This is a genomic window from Stenotrophomonas sp. STEN035 (assembly GCF_056759935.1).
Map to the genome: position 1 here is coordinate 20,772 of NZ_JBRRDY010000011.1, position 20,485 is coordinate 41,256.

At 64.3% G+C, this 20,485-nt stretch carries 21 protein-coding genes; 7 read left to right on the top strand and 14 right to left on the bottom strand.

Annotated features, from left to right (window positions below):
- Positions 1-35 precede the first annotated feature (35 nt).
- On the bottom strand, positions 36-953 hold the full coding sequence (locus ACVOLL_RS07700; protein ID WP_481512439.1) for a LysR family transcriptional regulator: 918 nt from the start codon (positions 951-953) through the stop codon (positions 36-38).
- An 84-nt stretch (positions 954-1,037) separates the two neighbouring features.
- Between ACVOLL_RS07700 and ACVOLL_RS07705 the strand changes: the two genes are divergently transcribed.
- Positions 1,038-2,033 (top strand): aldo/keto reductase, encoded by a 996-nt coding sequence (locus ACVOLL_RS07705; protein WP_481512358.1) that lies wholly within the window; start codon positions 1,038-1,040, stop codon positions 2,031-2,033.
- Between the two features lie 313 nt (positions 2,034-2,346).
- Here ACVOLL_RS07705 and purD read toward each other — a convergent pair whose 3' ends face one another.
- From purD to prmA, 7 genes are all read right to left on the bottom strand, one after another.
- Positions 2,347-3,633, bottom strand: coding sequence for a phosphoribosylamine--glycine ligase (gene purD / locus ACVOLL_RS07710; protein WP_481512359.1), 1,287 nt, complete (start codon positions 3,631-3,633; stop codon positions 2,347-2,349).
- A 21-nt stretch (positions 3,634-3,654) separates the two neighbouring features.
- Positions 3,655-4,065, bottom strand: a complete 411-nt coding sequence (locus ACVOLL_RS07715; RefSeq protein WP_481512360.1) for a hypothetical protein — start codon at positions 4,063-4,065, stop codon at positions 3,655-3,657.
- The gene (locus ACVOLL_RS07720; protein ID WP_481512361.1) at positions 4,065-4,892 is read right to left on the bottom strand and encodes a hypothetical protein; all 828 of its coding nucleotides are present in this window, start codon (positions 4,890-4,892) and stop codon (positions 4,065-4,067) included. Before ACVOLL_RS07720 ends, ACVOLL_RS07715 begins: the two co-directional genes overlap by 1 nt.
- A 22-nt stretch (positions 4,893-4,914) precedes the next feature.
- Complete coding sequence (gene purH, locus ACVOLL_RS07725; RefSeq protein ID WP_481512362.1) at positions 4,915-6,498, bottom strand: bifunctional phosphoribosylaminoimidazolecarboxamide formyltransferase/IMP cyclohydrolase; 1,584 nt, start codon at positions 6,496-6,498, stop codon at positions 4,915-4,917.
- 220 nt (positions 6,499-6,718) lie between these two features.
- The gene (fis, locus tag ACVOLL_RS07730) at positions 6,719-6,991 is read right to left on the bottom strand and encodes a DNA-binding transcriptional regulator Fis (RefSeq protein ID WP_057626401.1); all 273 of its coding nucleotides are present in this window, start codon (positions 6,989-6,991) and stop codon (positions 6,719-6,721) included.
- Positions 6,992-7,090: 99 nt separating this feature from the next.
- A complete protein-coding gene (locus ACVOLL_RS07735; protein WP_481512363.1) occupies positions 7,091-7,942 on the bottom strand; it encodes a DUF3426 domain-containing protein in 852 nt (283 codons plus the stop codon).
- A 29-nt stretch (positions 7,943-7,971) separates the two neighbouring features.
- Positions 7,972-8,886, bottom strand: a complete 915-nt coding sequence (prmA, locus tag ACVOLL_RS07740; protein WP_481512364.1) for a 50S ribosomal protein L11 methyltransferase — start codon at positions 8,884-8,886, stop codon at positions 7,972-7,974.
- 146 nt (positions 8,887-9,032) lie between these two features.
- Between prmA and ACVOLL_RS07745 the strand changes: the two genes are divergently transcribed.
- The gene (locus tag ACVOLL_RS07745; RefSeq protein WP_481512365.1) at positions 9,033-9,989 is read left to right on the top strand and encodes a hypothetical protein; all 957 of its coding nucleotides are present in this window, start codon (positions 9,033-9,035) and stop codon (positions 9,987-9,989) included.
- Positions 9,986-10,345 carry a hypothetical protein gene (locus ACVOLL_RS07750; RefSeq protein ID WP_481512366.1) on the top strand — a complete coding sequence of 120 codons (360 nt, stop codon included), beginning with the start codon at positions 9,986-9,988 and terminating at the stop codon, positions 10,343-10,345. The genes ACVOLL_RS07745 and ACVOLL_RS07750 overlap by 4 nt, the downstream gene beginning before the upstream one ends.
- A gap of 263 nt (positions 10,346-10,608) precedes the next feature.
- Here ACVOLL_RS07750 and accC read toward each other — a convergent pair whose 3' ends face one another.
- The 4 genes from accC to aroQ are packed head-to-tail and all read right to left on the bottom strand — an operon-like array spanning position 10,609 to position 13,386.
- Positions 10,609-11,976, bottom strand: coding sequence for an acetyl-CoA carboxylase biotin carboxylase subunit (accC, locus tag ACVOLL_RS07755; protein ID WP_481512367.1), 1,368 nt, complete (start codon positions 11,974-11,976; stop codon positions 10,609-10,611).
- Between the two features lie 10 nt (positions 11,977-11,986).
- On the bottom strand, positions 11,987-12,460 hold the full coding sequence (gene accB / locus ACVOLL_RS07760) for an acetyl-CoA carboxylase biotin carboxyl carrier protein (RefSeq protein WP_481512368.1): 474 nt from the start codon (positions 12,458-12,460) through the stop codon (positions 11,987-11,989).
- A 54-nt stretch (positions 12,461-12,514) separates the two neighbouring features.
- Positions 12,515-12,943: a lysozyme inhibitor LprI family protein gene (locus ACVOLL_RS07765; protein WP_481512369.1), complete on the bottom strand. Its 429-nt coding sequence runs from the start codon at positions 12,941-12,943 to the stop codon at positions 12,515-12,517.
- On the bottom strand, positions 12,940-13,386 hold the full coding sequence (aroQ, locus tag ACVOLL_RS07770) for a type II 3-dehydroquinate dehydratase (RefSeq protein ID WP_481512370.1): 447 nt from the start codon (positions 13,384-13,386) through the stop codon (positions 12,940-12,942). The genes ACVOLL_RS07765 and aroQ overlap by 4 nt, the downstream gene beginning before the upstream one ends.
- Positions 13,387-14,033: 647 nt before the next feature.
- On the opposite strand from aroQ, the gene ACVOLL_RS07775 reads away from it, so the two are divergent.
- The 4 genes from ACVOLL_RS07775 (at position 14,034) to ACVOLL_RS07790 (ending at position 17,053) form a co-directional block, all read left to right on the top strand.
- Complete coding sequence (locus ACVOLL_RS07775; RefSeq protein WP_481512371.1) at positions 14,034-14,663, top strand: TetR/AcrR family transcriptional regulator; 630 nt, start codon at positions 14,034-14,036, stop codon at positions 14,661-14,663.
- Between the two features lie 10 nt (positions 14,664-14,673).
- Entirely contained in the window at positions 14,674-15,351 is a 678-nt protein-coding gene (locus tag ACVOLL_RS07780; RefSeq protein WP_481512372.1) for a type 1 glutamine amidotransferase domain-containing protein, read from the top strand.
- Positions 15,352-15,460: 109 nt separating this feature from the next.
- Positions 15,461-15,871, top strand: coding sequence for an organic hydroperoxide resistance protein (locus ACVOLL_RS07785; RefSeq protein ID WP_481512373.1), 411 nt, complete (start codon positions 15,461-15,463; stop codon positions 15,869-15,871).
- 204 nt (positions 15,872-16,075) lie between these two features.
- On the top strand, positions 16,076-17,053 hold the full coding sequence (locus ACVOLL_RS07790) for a zinc-binding dehydrogenase (RefSeq protein ID WP_481512374.1): 978 nt from the start codon (positions 16,076-16,078) through the stop codon (positions 17,051-17,053).
- A gap of 78 nt (positions 17,054-17,131) precedes the next feature.
- Here ACVOLL_RS07790 and ACVOLL_RS07795 read toward each other — a convergent pair whose 3' ends face one another.
- Positions 17,132-19,177, bottom strand: a complete 2,046-nt coding sequence (locus ACVOLL_RS07795; protein WP_481512375.1) for an alpha/beta hydrolase domain-containing protein — start codon at positions 19,175-19,177, stop codon at positions 17,132-17,134.
- 460 nt (positions 19,178-19,637) lie between these two features.
- Positions 19,638-20,483 (bottom strand): STM4011 family radical SAM protein, encoded by an 846-nt coding sequence (locus ACVOLL_RS07800; RefSeq protein ID WP_481512376.1) that lies wholly within the window; start codon positions 20,481-20,483, stop codon positions 19,638-19,640.
- Positions 20,484-20,485 lie beyond the last annotated feature (2 nt).

Below are 20,485 nucleotides of genomic sequence, written 5' to 3' on the forward strand. Positions count from 1 at the left end.
CAGGCAAGCGCGATCCGTCTGCAAGTACGCGGCAATCAGCCTGCGGCATTGGCCGCACGCATGAAATCGAGGAACACGCGCAGCTTGGGTGCCAGCTGTTCGCGCGATGGGTAGTAGAGATGGAAGCCGGGATAGGGCGGTTGCCAGTCATCGAGCAGTCCATGCACGCGACCTGCGTCGATGTCGGCGCGGGCGATGGCTTCGAATATCTGCAGCAGGCCAAGCCCGTCGCGCGCTGCCTGCAAGGCCAGGGTGCTGTCGTTGAACAGCAGTGGCCCGCTGACGTCGAGGGTGAAGTCGCGGTGATCACGGCTGAACTCCCAGGGCATCACCCGGCCATTGCTGTTGCGGTGACGGATGCAGGCATGGCCGATCAACGCTTCAGGCGTTTGCGGCGTGCCATGCCGCTGCAGGTATTCCGGCGCGGCGACCACCGTCCAGCGCATTGGCGGCCCCAGCGGCACCGCGATCATGCCATCGGCCAGCGCCTCGCCCAGGCGGATGCCGGCATCGAAGCCTTCACCGACCACATCGACCAGCGCCGCCTGCATCGACAGCTCTACTTCCACCTGCGGGTAGGCGGCGTGGAAGGCGGGCAGGTGTGGCAGCAGCAGATATTCGATGGCGAAGCGTGGCGCGGTGATGCGCAGCTGGCCGGTGGCGACATCGCGGTTGGCCTCCACCGCATGCAGCGCCTCGCCGATCCGGGCCAGCGCCGGGGCGGTATCGAGCAGCAGACGTTGGCCAGCTTCGGTCAGCCCAACCCTGCGCGTGGTCCGTTGCAGCAGACGGGTGCCGAGACGGCGCTCCAGGTTGCGGATGGTCTGCGACAGGGCCGACGGCGAAACCGCCAGTTCGATGGCCGCCTGACGGAAGCTGGCATGCCTGGCCACGCAGGCGAAGGCCGCCAGGGCCGGTAACAGGGCTGGATCTACTGTGAAGTCAGGCTTCATGGTCAATGTGGAGTATCCGCCTTTATCGACATAGTGGCGAGGGCCTACAGTTGCCTCCGACCTTTCCCCCGTTTGGAGTCGCCGATGAAAACCCGAGTTCTGGGCCGCAATGGTCCCGTCGTTTCCGCACTTGGCCTGGGCTGCATGGGCATGAGTGCGTTCTATGGCGGCCGTGGTGATGATGCCGCCTCGGTTGCGGTGATCCACCGCGCGCTGGAGCGTGGCGTGACGCTGCTGGATACCGCCGACATGTACGGCCCGCATACCAACGAAGTGCTGGTTGGCAAGGCGATTGCCGACCGTCGCGCGCAGGTGTTCCTGGCCACCAAGTTCGGGGTGCGGCTGGATGCCAAGGATACGCAGGCGCGCGGTGTCGATGGTCGTCCGGAATACGTGCAGGCGGCCTGCGAGGTCAGCCTGCAGCGACTTGGCGTGGATCACATCGATCTGTACTACCAGCACCGTGTTGATCCGCAGGTGCCGATCGAGGACACCGTGGGTGCGATGGCGCGGCTGGTTGAGCAGGGCAAGGTGCGCTACCTGGGCTTGTCCGAGGCAGCGCCGGAGACGATCCGCCGCGCGCATGCGGTGCATCCGATCACCGCGCTGCAGACCGAGTATTCGCTGTGGTCACGCGAGCCGGAGCAGAACGATGTGCTGGCGACGGTGCGTGAGCTTGGTATTGGTTTCGTGCCGTACTCGCCGTTGGGCCGTGGCTTCCTGACGGGTGCGATCCGCAGCCCGGCCGATTTCGAGGACGGTGACTACCGGCGCAACTCGCCGCGCTTCCAGGGCGAGAACTTCGATCGGAACCTGGCGCTGGTGGAGCAGGTCAATGCGATTGCCGCCGACAAGGGCGTGACGCCAGGGCAGTTGGCGTTGGCATGGGTGCTGGCGCAGGGTGACGACCTGGTGCCGATTCCGGGCACCAAGCGTCTGCCGTATCTGGAGGAGAATCTGGGAGCGTTGGATGTGGTTCTGAGTGCCGAGGACTTGGCGCGGATTGATGCCGTGTTCCCGGTGGATGCGGCGGCGGGTTTGCGTTACCCGGCGGCGAGTATCGGCAGCGTGCATCGCTGATGCTCAACAGCGCGGCCATGCCGCGCTGTTGAATGTAGAGCCGAGCCATGCTCGGCTGAGGCTTTACCGATAACGCCCCTGCCGAGCATGGCTCGGCACTACGCTCCCTCCCTTGCGCCGCAGGCGTAGGGGAGGGCTGGGGAGGGGTAGCTTCTGCGGCATTGCCGATAAAGCCCCCTGCCGAGCATGGCTCGGCACTACGCTCCCTCCCTTGCGCCGCAGGCGTAGGGGAGGGTTGGGGAGGGGTAGCTCTGCGGCATTAGTGGTAGAGCCCCTTGCCGAGCATGGCTCGGCACTACCGTTTGCGTTTCGCTTACTGCTGCTCGCGCGCGATCGCGCGCCAGCCGATGTCGTTGCGGTGGAACTCGTTGGCCCAGTGGATCTTTGCAACGCCTGCGTACGCATGCTTCTGCGCATCGCCAACGCTGTCACCCAATGCAGCAACACACAGCACTCGGCCGCCAGCACTGACCACATTGCCGTCAGCATCCAGCGCCGTACCTGCATGGAACACCTTGGCGCTGGCCGGTACATCGCCCAAGCCGCTGATCACATCACCGGTGATCGGCGTTTCCGGGTAAGGCTTTGCAGCCAGCACAACGCCCAGCGACGGACGCGGGTCCCACTGCGCTTCCACGCCAGCCAGCGCGCCATCAATTGCCGCTTCGACCAGATCCACCAGATCCGACTGCAGGCGCAGCATCACCGGCTGGGTTTCCGGGTCGCCGAAACGCACGTTGAATTCGATCACCTTCGGTGCGCCAGCGTCATCAATCATCAAACCGGCATAAAGAAAGCCAGTGAACGGCACGCCGTCGGCAATCATGCCGGCCACGGTCGGTTCCACCACCTCGCGCATCACCCGGGCATGCACGTCCGGCGTCACCACCGGTGCTGGCGAGTAAGCGCCCATGCCGCCGGTGTTCGGGCCGGTATCGCCATCGCCAACGCGCTTGTGGTCCTGGCTGGTAGCCATCGGCAATGCGATGCGGCCATCGACCATCGAGATGAAGCTCGCTTCTTCGCCTTCGAGGAATTCCTCGATCACCACGCGTGCGCCAGCATCGCCGAAGGCGTTGCCGCTGAGCATGTCATGCACGGCGGCTTCTGCTTCTTCCATCGTCATCGCCACGATCACGCCCTTGCCGGCGGCAAGACCGTCGGCCTTGATCACGATGGGCGCGCCCTTCTCATGCAGATAGGCCAGCGCCGCGTCCACTTCTGTATGCACGGCGTAGTACGCGGTAGGAATGCCGTGACGGGCGAGGAAATCCTTGGCGAAGGCCTTGCTGCCTTCCAACTGCGCGGCAGCAGCGGTCGGCCCGAAGATGCGCAGGCCGGCTTCACGGAAGCGATCCACCACGCCCAGCACCAGCGGCACTTCCGGGCCGACCACGGTCAGGCCCACGGCCTCGTCCTGTGCCAGCTTCAGCAGGCCTTCGATGTCGTTGACCTTGATCGTGACATTTCGGCACTTGCCTTCGGTGGCGCTGCCAGCATTGCCGGGGGCGACGATCACTTCGCTTACGCGCGGCGATTGCGCCAACTTCCAGGCAAGTGCGTGTTCACGGCCGCCAGAGCCGATGACGAGGATTTTCATGGGGTCAGTTCCTGTGGGGCATCAATGGGGAGTGCAGTCGGAGGCTTTCAGCGTGACTTCGAAGAAGACCGCGCCATTGGCATCCACAAAGCGTCGGCGCGCACCGCCGCCAGCGGCATAGACGGGCTTCATCGCCGGCTCGGCGCACAGCTGGGCAATGGCTTCAGCCTCATCGCGGTGCAATGCCTCGAACAATTCGGGCTTGGCTTTGGCCATGGCGACGCTGGCATCGGGAAAGCGCACCATGAACACGATGTCGTCCGCATGGCGATGTGCCGAGTCGATGATCAGGCCATCGCGGTAGGGAGCAGGAAACTGCTTGCCGAGGGTGGCAAGCGCAGTGCGCTGGGCATCGTTGAGCGCGCTGCTTCCGCAGCCTGCGAGCAGGACGAGGCAAAGGCTGGCTGTGACTGCGAGGATGGCGTTGCGCATCAGTTGCAAGCCTCAAGCTGCATGGTGGAAGGAATCAGATAGCGCGACTGCGCGCTGTCGTAGGCGATGTCATGGCGCTTGTTCACCGCACCGGCGCAACCCCGGCCTTTCTCCTGCACGCGCAGCGGCCAGTAAGCGAGCTGTGGCTGACTGTTGTCAGGAGCTGCGTCGAAATTCAGGTCCAGGCGGCCGTGCGAACAGTTGCCCGATGCATTGCAGTCGATGGCATTGCGATCATCCAGGTGGCTGCGCAGCCAGCCTGCGCTGGACAGCGTCTTGTCGCCGTCGAATACATACCAGGCACGGTTGCGCATCGCTGCGCCCACCACAACCAGTTCGTCGTCGACCTGGAAGCTCCAGGCGTTTGCGCCCATCTGCAGCGTGCTGACGCTGCCCGGTTTGCCGCCGGTGCCGCTGCCCTGGCCGAGCAGTTCGGCGGCGACGCTGACGCCGTCATCGGCGGCGCGGCGCAGGACGATGAAATCGGTGCTGCCCAGTTCAATCGGGCTGGCGTCGTCGTACGTGGTGCAGATTGCCAGCATCCGGTAGTTGCCGTTCTGCACGCTGATGCTCTGGTCGGCGCAGATATCGCGATGCACCGGCCGCGCCTGACCCAGATTGGCATCACTCAGTTGCTGCGCCCATTGCCCCTGCAACTGCACGGCGCTGCCGTAGCGCTCCTGCAGCACGGCCATCACCCCGGCCTCATAGCTGAGTTTGGGCTTTGCTGCTGGAGCGTCGCCCGGTGCGGGCGTGCCCTGCTGGCACGAAGCCAACAGGGCGACGGCGAGCAGGGAAATCAAACGCGGGAAAACCCTGGTCGCCATGTGCCAGCTCTCTGTGAGGGAATCAGTGACGGAAGTGGCGCACGCCGGTGAATACCATGGCGATGCCATGTTCGTCGGCAGCGGCGATCACTTCGTTGTCACGCATCGAACCACCCGGCTGGATCACCGCGGTAATGCCTGCTTCGGCAGCAGCGTCCAGGCCATCGCGGAACGGGAAGAACGCATCCGATGCCATCACCGAGCCCGGTACCACCAGGCCTGCATCCGCCGCCTTGATGCCGGCGATGCGTGCCGAGTAGACACGGCTCATCTGGCCAGCACCAACACCGATGGTGCGCTCGTCCTTGGCGTAGACAATCGCGTTGGACTTGACGTACTTGGCCACGCGCCAGGCGAACAGCAGGTCGCGCGTCTCCGCCGCAGTCGGCGCGCGCTGGGTGACGGTCTTCAGTTCGTCAGCACTCATGCCGCGGTTGTCGGCGCTCTGGATCAGCAGGCCCGAGCCAATACGCTTGGTGTCGTAGTTGTTGCGCGCATCACCGGCCGGAATGCGCAGCACGCGCACGTTGGCCTTCTTGGTGGCGTAGTCCAGCGCGGCCGGTTCGTAGTCCGGTGCGATCAGCACTTCGACAAACTGGCGGTCGAGGATGGCCTTGGCGGTTGCCGCGTCCAGGGTGCGGTTGAAGGCGAGGATGCCGCCGAACGCGCTGGTCGGGTCGGTGTTGTAGGCCATTTCGTAAGCGGCGCCGACATCGGCAGCCACTGCAACGCCGCACGGGTTGGCGTGCTTGACGATGACGCAGGCCGGCACCTCGAACTGACGCACGCATTCCCATGCGGCATCGGCATCGGCCAGGTTGTTGTAGCTCAGTTCCTTGCCCTGCAGCTGCACGAAGGTGGCCAGGGTGCCCGGTACCGGGTACAGGTCGCGGTAGAACACGCCACTCTGGTGCGGGTTCTCGCCGTAACGCAGGTCCATGACCTTGATGAAGGAGGAATTCATCTGCGCCGGGTATTCGTTACGCACCGGCACCGCAGCGCTGGTGTCAGTCACGGCCGACAGATAGTTGCTGATCGCCGCGTCGTACTGGGCGACGCGGTTGAACGCTGCCACCGACAGTTCGAAACGCTTGGCGGCGGACAGCTTGCCGTCGTTGCTGGCCAGTTCGGCCAACAGTGCGTCGTACTGGTCCGGGCTGGTCGCCACGGCGACGCGGGCGAAGTTCTTGGCGGCGCTGCGCAGCATCGCCGGGCCGCCGATGTCGATGTTCTCGACTGCGTCGGCAAGCGTGCAATCAGCCTTGGCGGTGACCGATTCGAACGGGTACAGGTTCAGCACCAGCAGATCGATCGGCGCGATGCCGTGTTCTGCCATCACCGCGTCATCGGTGCCGGCGCGGCCGAGCAGGCCGCCGTGCACCATCGGATGCAGGGTCTTGACCCGGCCGTCCATCATTTCCGGGAAGCCGGTGACATCGGACACGTCCTTGACCGGCAGGCCGGCCTCGCGGATCGCCTTGGCGGTGCCGCCGGTGGACAGCAGCTCGACGTTGCGGGCAGCCAGGGCACGGGCCAGATCGATCAGGCCGGTCTTGTCGGAAACGGACAGCAGAGCCCGGCGTACGGGCAGCAGATCAGAAGACATGGGGAGGCAGGGGGAAGCGGAAGCGGGCCCATATTGTAGCCGCGCGGTCACAGAGAAGCAGGGTGTAGTGCCGAGCCATGCTCGGCAGAGGCCTTCCCAGCAATGCAACTGTAGTGCCGAGCCATGCTCGGCAAGGGCCTTCCCAGCAATGCACGACGGCAGGGATCACCGGTAACGCTTCAGCCGAGCATGGCTCGGCTCTACCAAGGGCACGCCTGGCTTACGCCAGCCCGTATTCCTTCAGCTTCTTGCGCAGGGTGGCGCGGTGGATGCCCAGCAACGCCGCAGCGCGGCTCTGGTTGCCTTCGCAGTGGTTCAGCACTTCCACGAACAACGGGATTTCCATCTCGCGCAGCACGATCTCGTACACGTCGTCGGCGTCGCAGCCGTCCAGATCGCGCAGGTAGCGCCGCACGGACTGGGCAACGTGTTCGCGAAGCGGCGGCTTGGGAGCGCCACGACTGGTGTCAGGACGGGTGGGGGCAGCGTTCAAGGAAAGTTCCCGGGTTCAGCAAAGTCGGGCGCGTTGGCCCGGCATGGGGGAGGGAGTCTAGCGCGTGGGCCGTCGGCCTGCCACGCCATTGTCCCGCGTTTACTGAAATTCGAAGCTGAAGGCGACCGTGGCAGCGGCTGGTTCGCGCAGCCGGAATGACACCTGCGCGCTTTGTCCTGGCTCAAGTCGCGCCAGCGGATCAGCGCCTGGGCCAAGGTATTCGGCCGGCTGCAGGGTACGCCGGCCAATCACCCGGCCATCGGCATCGGATAGTGACAAGCGCAGCGCCGGCCAGGCCTGCGCCCAGCGGGCGTCATTGCGGAAGCTGGTCTGCACCTGCAGGGCGCCGGCCTGCCCGGGAACCGGGCGGATATCGCGGCTGAGCATGCTGAACGCACTGGGCTCATGCCATGCCGGCAATGAGCAGCGCAGCACGCTGCACAGGCCGCTGACCAATGGCCGGGTGCCTGCATCGGCGGCGAGTCTGGCGCGGTCGGCAAGAATGATCTGCAGGCCGAGCAGCAATGCCAGTGCCAGCACCAGGCCCCATTGCCAGCGCGGCGTGTCAGCCGGTGGTGTTGCATGCGCGCTGTTCTGGCGCGCAAAGCTGGGCGCGGCTGCAGCTGGCGCTGCGCTGTCTTCCGCCTGCTCTGCGTCCTCGATGCCGGCGCTGTCGCTGATGACCGCGGGTTCCGGCATGACGAGCTCGGCTTGCGCTGCTCCGGGCTGCGACGCTTCAGAGTGCTCGACTTCAGCCTGCGCGAAGTCAGCCGGCACCACGTCGGCTGGATCTGCCGGCAAAGGCAGGTCCAGTGCGAGTGTGGCTTGCGTGTCATCGGTCGCCGACGCCGCAGGCGCGCTTTCGGGCGAGCCTGGCTTGGACGTGCTGCTGGCCGGAGCTTGCAGGAAGGTGGCCAGGGAAGGCTGGGTAGGCGTGGTTTCGTCAGTCATGGCTGGGCTGGCTGAGGCACTGGCCCCATTCAAGCACGGCGCACGCCGGTGATGCGCATCCAGTCGCCATCCTGGGTGGCTTCAAGCTGGTCGAACCACACTGCGTAGCGCTCCAGCAGTTCGCCTTCCTGGCCGTGCAGGATGCCGGACAGGGCAATCTGTCCGCCCGCTGCGACGCGCGCGGCCAGCAGCTCGGCCAGTGCGTCCAGTGCCGAGGCCAGGATGTTGGCGACCACCACCGGGTAGGTGGCGACCGGTTCGTCTTCCGGCAGGTAGGCGGCGATATGCACGCCGTTGCGCTCACCGTTGTCGTGGGTGGCGATCAGGGCCTGCGGGTCGTTGTCCACGCCAACAGCTGCGGCGGCGCCCAGCTTCAGTGCAGCCAGGGCAAGAATGCCGGAGCCGCAGCCGAAATCGAGCACGGTGTTGCCGGCCAGCTTGCCCTCGGCCGAAAGCTGGTCCAGCCAACGCAGGCACAGCGCGGTGGTCGGGTGGGTGCCGGAGCCGAAGGCCAGGCCTGGGTCCAGGCGCACGATGGCGGCATCGGCCGCCTGCGCGGCTTCCGGCAGCTCATGGTTCCACGGCACGATCCAGGTGCGCTGGCCGAACTGCATCGGCTGGAACTGGTCCAGCCAGGCGCGTTCCCAATCTTCGTCCTGGACGGCGCGGAAGCTGGCCTTGGTCCATTCCAGACCAGGGTCGAACGACTCCAGCGCGGCCAGCAGCGCCAGCGCGTTGGTGTCGGCCGGGAACAGCGCGGTCAGGGTCAGCTCGTTCCACAGCGGGGTTTCGCCCACGCCGGGCTCCAGGATCGCACGCTCGTTGCTGGTGTCAGCGTCGGCATCGAGCATGGTCACCGCCAGTGCGCCGACGTCATCGAGGGCGTTCTCGTAGCGGGGCTGGGTGGCTTCAGTGCAGCGCAGGGTCAATTCGAGGAAGGGCATGGCGGCGTACGGCAACGGCGGGACAGGGCACGCATCCTAGACGAGGCGAGCCCCAATTGCGCGTTCAGCTGGGTGGTTCATCCGGCTGGGCAGTGGGTCTTGATATGATTGACACCTTGTACCCGCGCCATAGACTGCCGGATCCCATGCTTTCGTTGCTGGCCAGAAAACCCTGGTATCTATTGGTGCTGCCTGCGGCAGTGCTGATGGCTGCGTTGGGTGTTCGCAGTGGCAACCTCCTGCATGGTGATACTGCGGAAGTTGCCGCAGCCAGTGACGCAAGTCCCGCCGAACTGGGCGCGCCGACCTTGAGTGCTGCCACGACTGCGCCGGTGTCTGAGCAATCCACCGCCGTCGCAGCGGGCCTGCCGCTCGATCTGCGCGCAGCCTTCGAGAGCGGTAGCGATCTGTTCGCCTATGCCCAGCAGCTGCAGGCTGCCGCGGATGCAGGCAATACAGAGGCTGGCTGGGTGGCCAGCCGCATTTACGATTACTGCGGCGTGTTCGCGATGGACCCGTCGGGCTACGCGCTGGATAGCGCCGCATTGCAGCGCATGGACCTGGATGCCATATCCGCGATGCTGGCCGCCCGCGGCAGGGTGCGTCAGGGTTGCGCAGGCTTTACCGCTGCCGATGGATTGGGTCGCGCGCGTCTGCTGCAGCAACGGCTGGCTTCGGCCAAGGCCGGCAATCTGGCGGCGGAAGCGGCACTGCTGTCGATGGGTGCACCGCTGAATGAGACCCCCAAATACCGGCGTGAGCTGGTGGAGCGGGTGCAGTCCTCGCAGGATCCGGAGGCCTTCCTGGCCATCTCCGGTGCGATGGGTACTGCAGCCGCTGGCGATGATGCTTACAAGGGCATGGTTGCCGGCAGTCAGTTCAGTCAGCTGGCCTGGCAGGTGGCTGCCTGCCAGCTCGGCTTGGCGTGTGGGCCCAGCAGTGCCTTGATGGTGGCCTATTGCGCCAATGGCGGGATCTGTTCGCGTGATCACCGGCAGGATTTTCAGTCATTCGTTTACGACGCTGCGGTACCGCGGCAGGGTGTGGAAAAGATGAACGAAATGGTCAACAGCTTGCGCAAGGCGCAGCGAGGTGTGCGATGAACTACCGACGTTTCTTGCACGGTGCGAAGTTCTGGGTCTGGGTCGTGTTGTTCGTGGCCTATTCGGCAGGCGCGGTTGGTGTGGTGCTGATCGATACCTACGAAGACCGCTACCGAACGCTGTCCAAGATCAAGTTGACCAGCGTCAAGTCCGATGCGGATCTGCGTCGTGCTGGCGCCACCCAGGCGGCGGCGGTGTATCGCGCGCAGAGCGGCATGCCGTTCAACACTTTGCAGCCGGGCAGCAGCTTCCAGATCGTATGGCCGGATGGTTCGGTGGAAACGGTGACGGTGGTTGACCCGTCCTCGCCGTTGGGCACCGAGCCGCTAAAGGGCAGCGCGGTGGACGCCGAGTAAACCGGCGTTTCCATCAGGCACAAAAAAGGCGGGGATTCCCGCCTTTTTTGTGCCTGATTGCTTCTGTAGTGCCGAGCCATGCTCGGCATGGGCATTACCGGTAGAGCTTCTGCCGAGCATGGCTCGGCACTACATTCCTGCTCCCTCCGTTTCGCGCAGCGAAGGGGAGGGTTGGGGAGGGGTAAGCTCTTTGGCATTCATGCCGAGCATGGCTCGGCACTACAGGAAGCAGCTGCCGGGCAAAGCCCGGCAACCACCTTCGATCAGGTCAACGCGATCGAGCGGGTCTTGCGCTCGGCCAAGCGCTTTTCAAGATAGTGGATGTTCTGCCCACCGGCCTGGAAGCCCTGGTCGCGCATGATGCGCTGCTGCAACGCGACGTTGGTCTTGATGCCGTCCACCACCATCTCGCTCAGCGCCACCCGCATGCGGGCAATGGCGGTTTCGCGGTCCGGGCCGTGCACGATCAGCTTGCCGATCATCGAGTCGTAGTTCGGCGGCACCTTGTAGCCAGCGTAGATGTGCGTATCAACGCGCACACCCGGGCCGCCCGGCGGATAGAAGCCGGTGATCAGGCCGGGGCTGGGAATGAAGGTTTCCGCGTCCTCGGCGTTGATGCGGCATTCGATCGCGTGGCCGTGCAGCACCACGTCGCTCTGCTTGATGGTCAGCTTCTGGCCGGAGGCGATGCGCAGCTGTTCGGCAACCAGATCGATACCGGTCACCATCTCGGTCACCGGATGTTCCACCTGCACGCGGGTGTTCATTTCGATGAAGTAGAACTTGCCGTCTTCGAACAGGAACTCGAAGGTGCCGGCGCCGCGGTAGCCGATGCGGATGCAGGCTTCCACGCAGACCTTGCCGATCTGCTCGCGCAGTTCGGAGGTGATGCCCGGTGCCGGTGCTTCTTCCACCACCTTCTGGTGGCGGCGCTGCATCGAGCAGTCGCGCTCGCCCAGGTGGATGGCGTTGCCTTGGCCGTCGGCCAGCACCTGGATTTCCACGTGGCGCGGATTTTCCAGGTACTTCTCCATGTAGACCTCACCATTGCCGAATGCCGCCTTGGCTTCGGACTTGGTGGTCTCGATGGAGGCCTTCAATGCGCCTTCGGCATGCACAACGCGCATGCCGCGGCCGCCACCGCCACCGGAGGCCTTGATGATGACCGGGTAGCCGATCTCACGGGCGATCTTGGTATTGGCGACGATGTCTTCGCCCAGCGGGCCGCCCGAACCGGGCACGCAAGGCACGCCGGCGGCCTTCATTGCGCGGATGGCTTCCACCTTGTCGCCCATCAGCCGGATGGTTTCCGCACGCGGGCCGATGAAGATGAAACCGGACTGCTCCACGCGTTCGGCGAAGTCGGCGTTCTCGGAGAGGAAGCCGTAACCCGGGTGGATGGCCTGGGCGTCGGTGACCTCGGCCGCGGCGATCAGCGCCGGGATGTTGAGGTAGCTTTCCGACGACGGTGCCGGGCCAATACAGACCGACTCGTCGGCCATGGCCACGTGCTTGAGATTGCGGTCAACGGTGGAATGCACCGCGACCGTGCGGATGCCGAGGCTGTGGCACGCGCGCAGGATGCGCAGCGCGATTTCACCCCGGTTGGCGATGACGACTTTATCCAGCATGGCCGGCGCCTCAGGCAATCACGAACAGCGGCTGGTCGAATTCAACCGGGCTGCCGTTCTCGCCGAGGATGGCCACCACGGTGCCGGACACTTCGGCCTCGATCGGGTTGAACATCTTCATCGCTTCGATGATGGCCAGGGTTTCGCCGGCCTTGATGGTCTGGCCAACGCTGACGAAGGCCGGCTTGTCCGGCGAGGACGAGGAATAGAAGGTGCCGACCATCGGTGCGCGCTGCACGTGGCCTTCCGGCAGGGCGTTGCCCGGCTTGGCGGTGCCGCCGGTGGAAGCTTCGGTCGGGCCGCTCATCGGCATGGCCGGGGCAGCAGCCGGGGCAGCGGCATAGACCGGTGCCGGCGCGGCGACATAGGTGCCAACCGGGTTACGCGACAGGCGGACGGACTCTTCGCCTTCCTTGATCTCGATTTCAGCCAGGTTCGACTCTTCCAGCAGGTCGATGAGCTTCTTGATTTTGCGCAGATCCATGAGGGCCTCTTTGGTTGCAGTAAGTCAGTAAGGAGAAGGCGCGGTGCGCCCGGGTCAAAGTTCGTAGAAGTCGCGCAGCTGCCGGGTACGGTCCTGCGCGTGGGTGGTGAGGCAATGCATCTTCGCGCCATTGCGCGAGGTGCCATCAGCGTGGAACGCGTAGACCGCGTCGCAGTCCTTGTCGCGCAGCTGGATCCAGGCGCGCTGTGCCTCGATCAACTGCTGTTCGGCAGCGCCGCAATGCGTGCAGCTGCCATCGGCGGCCTGCTGCTGCAGTTGGCGGCGGGCCAGCTTGTAAGTTGTGTTCAAAACCGCATCGGCCTCGGCAGCACGATCGGATGCGCACAGGTCGCTTTCCATCGTGCTGGTTGCATTCGCGCAGTCGATACCTTCGGCGGCACGATCCAGGTTCTGCGCATGGGCAGCCGCCAGCGGCAGGCAGACCACGGCCATACCCGTCAGCAACCGCGGCAGCGTGTTCACGCGGCAGCTCCCACGCGGGTCAGGGCGGCGTCCATCGCATAGCGGTAGCTGTCGGCGCCGAAGCCACAGATCACGCCCACCGCCTTGTCGCTCAGGTAGCTGTGCTGGCGGAACGGCTCACGCGCATGCGGGTTGGACAGGTGGATCTCGATGAACGGAATCGCCACTGCGGCCAGCGCGTCGCGCAGGGCCACCGAGGTATGGGTGAAGGCGGCGGGGTTGATCAGGATGAAAGCGGTTCCATCGGCGCGCGCAGCCTGCACCCGGTCCACCAGCACATGCTCGGCGTTGGACTGCAGGTGTTCGCTCTGGTGCCCCTGTGCCTGTGCCTGTGCGGCCAGCGCAGCGTCGATCTGGGCCAGCGTGGTGTGGCCGTAGACGTCGGGCTCGCGGGTGCCCAGCAGGTTGAGGTTGGGGCCGTGAAGGACCAGCAGTTTTGCCATGTGCCAAGGGTCGGCGGGGAAGGGCGGCAGTGTGAGGGAAGCGGCGAATGCTGTCCAGTTCGGCGAAATTAGCAGTGTTTTAATCGTTTGTTTGAAAATTGAGGCTTTGCTGGGACCGCCTGCGGTGCGGTGCTTCAGCGCCCTCTTGGTAAGCCTTGGGGGCAGTTGCAGCAGCCTGGCCAAGAGTGCCGCACCTGCGCGATGCGCGGCACTTGCGAGGAAATAAGCGAAGTTGGGCCTTCCCCGAGACCCACGACGACAAGAGCCCCTCTCCCGTTCACGGGAGAGGGGTTGGGGTGAGGGCAGAACGAAGCAGCAATCTTGGATTTCCAGGAAGCCATCCGGGCCTGGCTTTAAGCGATGAAGCCAAAGCCAAAGCCAAAGCCAAAGCCAAAGCCAAAGCCAAAGCCAAAGCCAAAGCCAAAGCCAAAGCCAAAGCTCCCCTCATCCGCCCCTTCGGGGTACCTCGCTCCGCGCCCCGGCCCCGCGTAGCACGCGGGGCGTACGAACAGTCACGTGCCTACGGCCCGTAAACGCCTGTTCTTAACCCCGCATGCGGGAAAAGGGATGGCCGCATCCAGCCTGCTCCCCCCCCTAGTAATTATCCATTAATAGACGACCGGTCTATTCGGAGTAAGCTCCACCCTATGAACCTGTCCCCAAAAGCCCAAGCCACCCGCCAGCACATCCTGGACACCGGCTACCGGCTGGTCCTGCAGAAGGGCTTTGCCGCCCTCGGCCTGCAGGAAATCCTCAAGTCCTGCGCCGTGCCCAAGGGCTCGTTCTATCACTACTTCGCGTCAAAGGAAGTGTTCGGCTGCGAGCTGCTGCAACAGTACGTAGACGGCTACGGGTGCAAGCTCGAGCAGCTGCTGGCCGAACCCGGCAACGGCCGCGAGCGGTTGATGCGCTACTGGGATGCCTGGGCGCGTGACCCGGCTGATCCGGCGCAGGGTTGGGCCGAGGAGTGCCTGGTGGTGAAGCTGGCCGCCGAGGTGTCCGACCTTTCCGAAGACATGCGCCGCGTGCTCGACCAGGGCGTGCAACGCCTGCTGCGGCGCATCGCCGCGCTGGTCGAAGAAGGCCGCGCCGACGGCTCGCTGCCGAACGGCAAGCCGGCACTGGATGTCGCCCGCGTGCTGTACCAGATGTGGTTGGGCGCGGCCCTGCTGTCCAAGCTCAGCCAGGACCGCCTGCCGCTGCAACAGGCACGCGAAGCCACCGAACACCTGCTGTTGTGCGGCAACACCGTCGCACTTTCCACCCCCACCAATTGAAGGCACTGCCATGAATGTTCTGTTCGTACTGACCTCGCACGACCAGCTCGGCGACACCGGGCACAAGACCGGCTTCTGGCTGGAGGAATTCGCCGCACCGTATTACGTGTTCAAGGATGCCGGGGCCACCATCACCCTCGCATCGCCGGCCGGCGGCCAACCGCCGCTGGACCCGCGCAGCGATGAGCCCGATGCACAGACCCCGGCGACTGACCGCTTCCGCAGCGACCGCGACGCGCAGCAACAGCTGGCCACCACGCTGCCGCTGAAGCAGATCGATGCCAGCAAGTTCGACGCGGTGTTCTACCCCGGCGGCCATGGCCCGCTGTGGGATCTGGCCCGCGATGTCGATTCCATCGCCCTGATCGAAACCTTCGACCGCGCCAACAAGCCGCTGGGCCTGGTCTGCCATGCCCCCGGTGCGCTGATCGCCGCACGCGCTGCCGACGGCAAGCCGCTGGTGGCTGGCCGCGAGGTCACCGGTTTCTCCAACAGCGAAGAAGACGCCGTCGGCCTGAGCGCGGTGGTGCCGTTCCTGATCGAAGATGAGTTCACCCGCCTCGGCGGCAACTACAGCAAGGGCCCGGATTGGGCGCCTTACGTGCTCAGCGATGGCCACCTCGTCACCGGCCAGAACCCCGCCAGCTCCGAAGCCGTGGCCAAGGCATTGCTCGCACAACTGGCCTGAACTCCGTAGCCCGGGTAAGCGAAGCGCACCCGGGAAACAAACAGTCAACAAACGGCACCACATCCGCTTTCAACCGACGTACCCAACGCACCCTTACAAGGAATCGGTAATGAAGATCTTCTACAAAACCCGCGCCACCGCCACCGGCGGCCGCGCCGGCCGCACCGCACTGGACGACGGCAGCCTCGCCCTGGATCTGGCCCTGCCGGGTTCCAACAAGGCAGGCGCCAACCCCGAGCAGCTGTTCGCCCTCGGCTACGCCGCCTGCTTCGACAACGCATTGCCGGTCGCTGCCAAGCAGCTGCAGTTGCAGCCGGCCGGCACCGCCACCTCGGTGGAAGTCGGCATCGGCCAGACCGCCGAAGGCGGCTATGCATTGGATATCGACCTGCACGTTGAAGTGAAGGGCCTGGAACAAGCCGACGCCCAGCGTCTGGTCGAAGCCGCGCACAAGATCTGCCCGTATTCGAACGCCACGCGCGGCAATGTGGATGTTCGCCTGCACGTATCCGTGGCCTGATTCACGAACCAACGCCGGGTCAGTGCGCAGCGCTGGCAAGTACTTGTGGGAGCGGCGTGAGCCGCGAAGCCGATGCTGCTCAGGCGAACAGCATCCGCGTCATCTGAAGATGTACGTGCTTCGCGGCTCATGCCGCTCCCACAAAAAGCAAAGCTGATGCCAGAGCTGCGACCACGGCTCTCCCCCTCGCAACAGGAGACAAACATGCGTAGCGCCATCCACACCACCTTCGGTGAACCGGCCGACGTGCTGGCCTTGGGCGCCAGTCCCATCCCGCAGCCCGGCCCCGGCGAAGTACGGATCAAGACCCTGCTTGCGCCCATCCACAACCACGACCTGTGGACCGTGCGCGGCAAGTACGGCTACAAGCCCAGCTTGCCGGCAATCGGCGGCAGCGAAGCAGTTGGCATCGTCGAAGCATTGGGCGAGGGCGTGCAGGGCATCACCATCGGCCAGCGCGTCATGGCCGCCTCGGTACATGGCACCTGGGCCGAATATTTCATTGCCCCCGCGCGCATGGTCATCCCGGTGCCGGACGGCATCGCCGATGAAGCGGCAGCACAACTGATCGCCATGCCGCTGAGCGCACTGATGCTGCTGGAATTCCTGCAGGCCGAACCCGGCCAATGGATCGTGCAGAACACGGCCAATGGCGCCGTCGGCAAAACCTTGGCCATGCTCGCTGCCGCACGCGGCGTGCACGTGCTCGGGCTCGTGCGTCGCGATGCCGGCGTCGATGAACTCAAAGCACTAGGCATCAACAACGTGCTGTCGACAACACAGCCGGACTGGCAGTCGCGCGCACAGGCATTGCTTGGCGACACGCTCGCACACGCCGCAGTCGATTCCATCGGTGGCCAGGCCAGCGCGGATCTGGTGTCACTGCTCGGCGACAACGGCACGCTGGTGTCGTTCGGCACCATGGCCGGCGAAGCCATGCAGATTCCCTCCGGCGACCTGATCTTCAAGCAAGCCACGGTCAAGGGCTTCTGGGGCAGCAAGGTCAGCCAGCAGATGTCGGTGGAGAACAAGCGACGCTTGGTCGGCGAGCTGCTGCAGCGTGTGCTGAGTAGCGAGTTGAAACTGCCGGTACAGGCGATCTACGGGCTGGGTGATGTCGCCGAGGCGGTTACAGCCAGCTTGCTGCCGGGCAAGAACGGAAAGGTTCTGTTGAAGCCTTGAGAAGGCAGTATTGAAGGTAGATAAGCAAAGGCCTCGCATCACAGTGCGAGGCCTTTGGCTATCAGGGGGGGGGCGATGTCATTCCGTTCTGCGTTTTCCCAGGTACCAATCAAACGCCATCACCTCGTCCCAGTTCCTGCTCATCTTTGCCAGGATGTCCTCGCGTTGCATTGCCAGCAGGAATCGCTTCTCGATGGCGTTGTCGATGGCAGCGGCCGTGGCCTTCATGAAACCATCGCGGTTGCCATAGCGTTCTTCAACGGACAGTCGTGGATCATTTGCCGCAACGCGCTCCGCACGTGTCCGCGCAAATGGGATGAATGCGCCATTGAGCCCGGAGATGTAGCCGAAACGTGCAAGTTCGGGAGATTTCCAGTTCCATGCGGTGAAGGTGCCAAGCGGCACCGACGACATGGCGCCACGCCAGCCGCCCAGTTCATTGCCGTCGCTATCAACGGCAGGCACCAGCAGCGGATACGCGCGGCCGACGCGGACCGGCTCGCTGATGATGCCTTTGCTTGCGTAGTCAGCACCCAGCTGGATCTGCCAAAGCGGCGGCGGACTGCTTGGTACGCGGATACCTGGGATGGCGGGGAACCCAATCTGCGTTGCTGCAACCAAGCCAGCGCCCGGAACCGGTGCAATCGAGGCTGGCGGAGCACGCCCTTCGAGTGTCCAGGTCCTGAGATTTTCGAGCTGGGCATTCATGCCGTCGGCGAGGTCGACATTGGCGTTGTAAGGGTAGGCGGCCTCTTTGCCGGGCTTGGTAAACGTGCCTGGTGTGCGTAGTGCGTGCGGAGCGCCCGCGAAGAAATACAGGCGACTGTCAGCGCCCAACGCGACCGGCTGGCTGCCATCCGTGGTGGTCTGCAGCAGCGAGGCGTTGCGTGCCCAGTATTCGGAGCTGCTGATGATGTAGATGATCTTCGGCACGGTGTTGTCGTGTACCGCACGATCCAACAGGCCGGCATGGCCGCTGCCGTCGATGTCCGGCGTTGGCGTGTCTGCAAACGGATACAGATCAACCGCGCGCAGATTGCTCATCACCGAGCTTCCGGCCTCGCCTGGCAATGCGTAGCGGTGATTGAAAGAGCCCCGTCCCGCGCCGGCGGTGGTGATCAGCATCCCGTCAAACACGCGCTGGCCGCTTGTGCCGGTGTTGAAGCCGCGATAGATGAAGTCCCGCAGGAAGCGGCCGCCTTGTGAGTAGCCATAGGCGAAGACCGCTGCAGCATCATCGGCGCGATTGTTCAGTTCGGACCGAACCTCGCGGTTCTTGAGGTGCGCGGCGAAATCACGAAACGCAACCTGGCCAAGCCCCATCACAGGCGCGTTCTCGCCTTCGTACACAAGGCTGAAGTAGGCGTCATTCGCAGCGGGGGTGTTCAGTGCGATGGAGCAGCGTGCATCGGCTGTTGCGTCGCTGATTGCAGCGCCAAAACGCCATGCATCACGTGGCACCATGGTTCCTGGATCGTCGAAGCTCTCGTGCAGGCGCAGTACGGCCTTGGCTTGCTTGGCGTCGTAAGCGCAATAAAAGCCGTTGGCTGTGAGATGGAAGGTTTTGTGATCGGCCTCCATCTCGTCAGCAGCGAAGGTAGCCCGTGCAGTGCTGTGCACACGTGCCACCGGAACCTGCAGGCCAAACTGATCCGCATCCAAGCGGGCCTGCCATCCCACCCATGCCAGCGAATAACCCAGTTTGAAGAACGTCGCGTCCGCCAACTTCTCGACCTTGTCGGGCGACATCAAATCCAGCCCTTCTTCGGTTTCAAAGAAAAGGCCGTCCATTTCAGTCCGGCCGCGATTGCTTGCTTCCACCAGCGTGGTGTGATTTCCACGCGCGGCGTCGACCGGGCGAATCATCACAAACGGACCGGAGTATTCGACCAGGCCACGAGCATTGCGGGGCGCATGGCGGATGTCGGCGACATCGCGCGCCGCGGTACCACGGGGATCAATCGCGTAGTGAACAACGCCCTGCAGCACTTCATACGCGCCAACCTGGCCGAACGTTTCTCCATTCGCCCACGGCTGCCGGCTGACAACCTCGACCGATACGACCTCTGCGCGTGCCAGCGGTGTGGCAAGGATGCTGGCAAGCAATGCGACGTACTTCAGCATGATGATCTCGTTTGATTGAATGCAGGAATCGCAGGCACATGGGATCTATAACGACGGCCGGTATGGCTGGCGAGAAGAGGTAGGCGGTGTTGTACGAAGTGGCCCGAAGTCGACGCGGATGAAGTGTGGTTCTACGCAGCAGGCGCAGGACAAACAGGCCTACGTTGCTCCGCGGGTTTGTTTGAAAGCGTCCAGGTGAACCGCGATGCAGCCGGAAGCCTAAAGCAGGGCACTACAGGGCTTTCTGCTCGACTGGCTGGTAATCGAATGCGAATCTGCCAGCGCCCTGTACTGGGAGCGAGTGGTGGATGCCGGAGCACGGTAGGCATTGCGGTTGTATGGATTTCTTCAGCACTCAATGTGAGTTGGTGTTGTAGTTGACCATAACAGGTAATTCGAGGCCGTCAATATGCCAAAGCCCATGACTGATGGCCTATCAGCCCACGCTGACCCCGGTTTCTTATCCCCGGAAGCGCTCCAGCACCCCCGCCGGATAATCCCGCTGGAACGGCAGATCCTTGCGGTGCGCATAACCGATGTAGCAATCACAACGCTGATTCGGGCAACTGCGCGGACGCAGCTGGGCTGCGAAGCTGCCGTCGTACAGATTGCCCAGCGGCTCGGCGACGAAGTGGCAGCGTTTGACGTTGCCGTCGCCATCCACCGACACCACGTTCTCGCCGGTGAAGCACGGTGCTCCCAGGCTGGCCGAGGGTTGGAGGTTGAACAGGAAGTGCGGGTCCACGCGTTGCAGCTGCTGGATCTCCGCATCGCTGTAATAACCGGGCGGGCGCTCGTCGTAGGCGTTGATCCACATCGGCACCTCTTCTGGCAGCTCCCCGCGCAGCAGCTGGATCTCTTCCAGGTGCTCACGCATCGCCACCATGCCAACGGTGTAGCGCACGCCGCGCCGCGCCAGTTCATTGCAGCGGGCGAGGAAGGCGGCGCGGGTTACCTGTCCCGGGTGATAGGTGCACCACAGCGCGAAGCTGTCGAGGTTGACCTCGTCCAGCCAGCGCGTGCCGATGCACAGGTTGGTCTGTATCACCACCCGGCGGACATGCGGCATATGGCTCAGCTGCACCATCGCATCGCGGTAGTGGCGGCGCACCAGGCCCTCGCCCCACGGCGTGAACAACACCGACAGTTCCATCGTCTGCCGCTCCGCCCAGTCGACGAAGCGTGCAAGGTCCTCGGCATCGCGGCGCAGGGCGGCGCGGGTGTCGTAGGTCTTGGCGAAGGGGCAGTACGGGCAGTCGTAGTTGCAACTGCTCAAGCGGCCGCGATAGAGGATGGAAAGATGCATGC

Coding starts and splice junctions, on each gene's coding strand:
- ACVOLL_RS07700 (WP_481512439.1), bottom strand. CDS start 953: ATGAAGCCTGACTTCACAGTAGATCCAGCCCTGTTACCGGCCCTGGCG.
- ACVOLL_RS07705 (WP_481512358.1), top strand. CDS start 1,038: ATGAAAACCCGAGTTCTGGGCCGCAATGGTCCCGTCGTTTCCGCACTT.
- purD (WP_481512359.1), bottom strand. CDS start 3,633: ATGAAAATCCTCGTCATCGGCTCTGGCGGCCGTGAACACGCACTTGCC.
- ACVOLL_RS07715 (WP_481512360.1), bottom strand. CDS start 4,065: ATGCGCAACGCCATCCTCGCAGTCACAGCCAGCCTTTGCCTCGTCCTG.
- ACVOLL_RS07720 (WP_481512361.1), bottom strand. CDS start 4,892: ATGGCGACCAGGGTTTTCCCGCGTTTGATTTCCCTGCTCGCCGTCGCC.
- purH (WP_481512362.1), bottom strand. CDS start 6,498: ATGTCTTCTGATCTGCTGCCCGTACGCCGGGCTCTGCTGTCCGTTTCC.
- ACVOLL_RS07735 (WP_481512363.1), bottom strand. CDS start 7,942: ATGACTGACGAAACCACGCCTACCCAGCCTTCCCTGGCCACCTTCCTG.
- prmA (WP_481512364.1), bottom strand. CDS start 8,886: ATGCCCTTCCTCGAATTGACCCTGCGCTGCACTGAAGCCACCCAGCCC.
- ACVOLL_RS07745 (WP_481512365.1), top strand. CDS start 9,033: ATGCTTTCGTTGCTGGCCAGAAAACCCTGGTATCTATTGGTGCTGCCT.
- ACVOLL_RS07750 (WP_481512366.1), top strand. CDS start 9,986: ATGAACTACCGACGTTTCTTGCACGGTGCGAAGTTCTGGGTCTGGGTC.
- accC (WP_481512367.1), bottom strand. CDS start 11,976: ATGCTGGATAAAGTCGTCATCGCCAACCGGGGTGAAATCGCGCTGCGC.
- accB (WP_481512368.1), bottom strand. CDS start 12,460: ATGGATCTGCGCAAAATCAAGAAGCTCATCGACCTGCTGGAAGAGTCG.
- aroQ (WP_481512370.1), bottom strand. CDS start 13,386: ATGGCAAAACTGCTGGTCCTTCACGGCCCCAACCTCAACCTGCTGGGC.
- ACVOLL_RS07775 (WP_481512371.1), top strand. CDS start 14,034: ATGAACCTGTCCCCAAAAGCCCAAGCCACCCGCCAGCACATCCTGGAC.
- ACVOLL_RS07780 (WP_481512372.1), top strand. CDS start 14,674: ATGAATGTTCTGTTCGTACTGACCTCGCACGACCAGCTCGGCGACACC.
- ACVOLL_RS07785 (WP_481512373.1), top strand. CDS start 15,461: ATGAAGATCTTCTACAAAACCCGCGCCACCGCCACCGGCGGCCGCGCC.
- ACVOLL_RS07790 (WP_481512374.1), top strand. CDS start 16,076: ATGCGTAGCGCCATCCACACCACCTTCGGTGAACCGGCCGACGTGCTG.
- ACVOLL_RS07795 (WP_481512375.1), bottom strand. CDS start 19,177: ATGCTGAAGTACGTCGCATTGCTTGCCAGCATCCTTGCCACACCGCTG.
- ACVOLL_RS07800 (WP_481512376.1), bottom strand. CDS start 20,483: ATGCATCTTTCCATCCTCTATCGCGGCCGCTTGAGCAGTTGCAACTAC.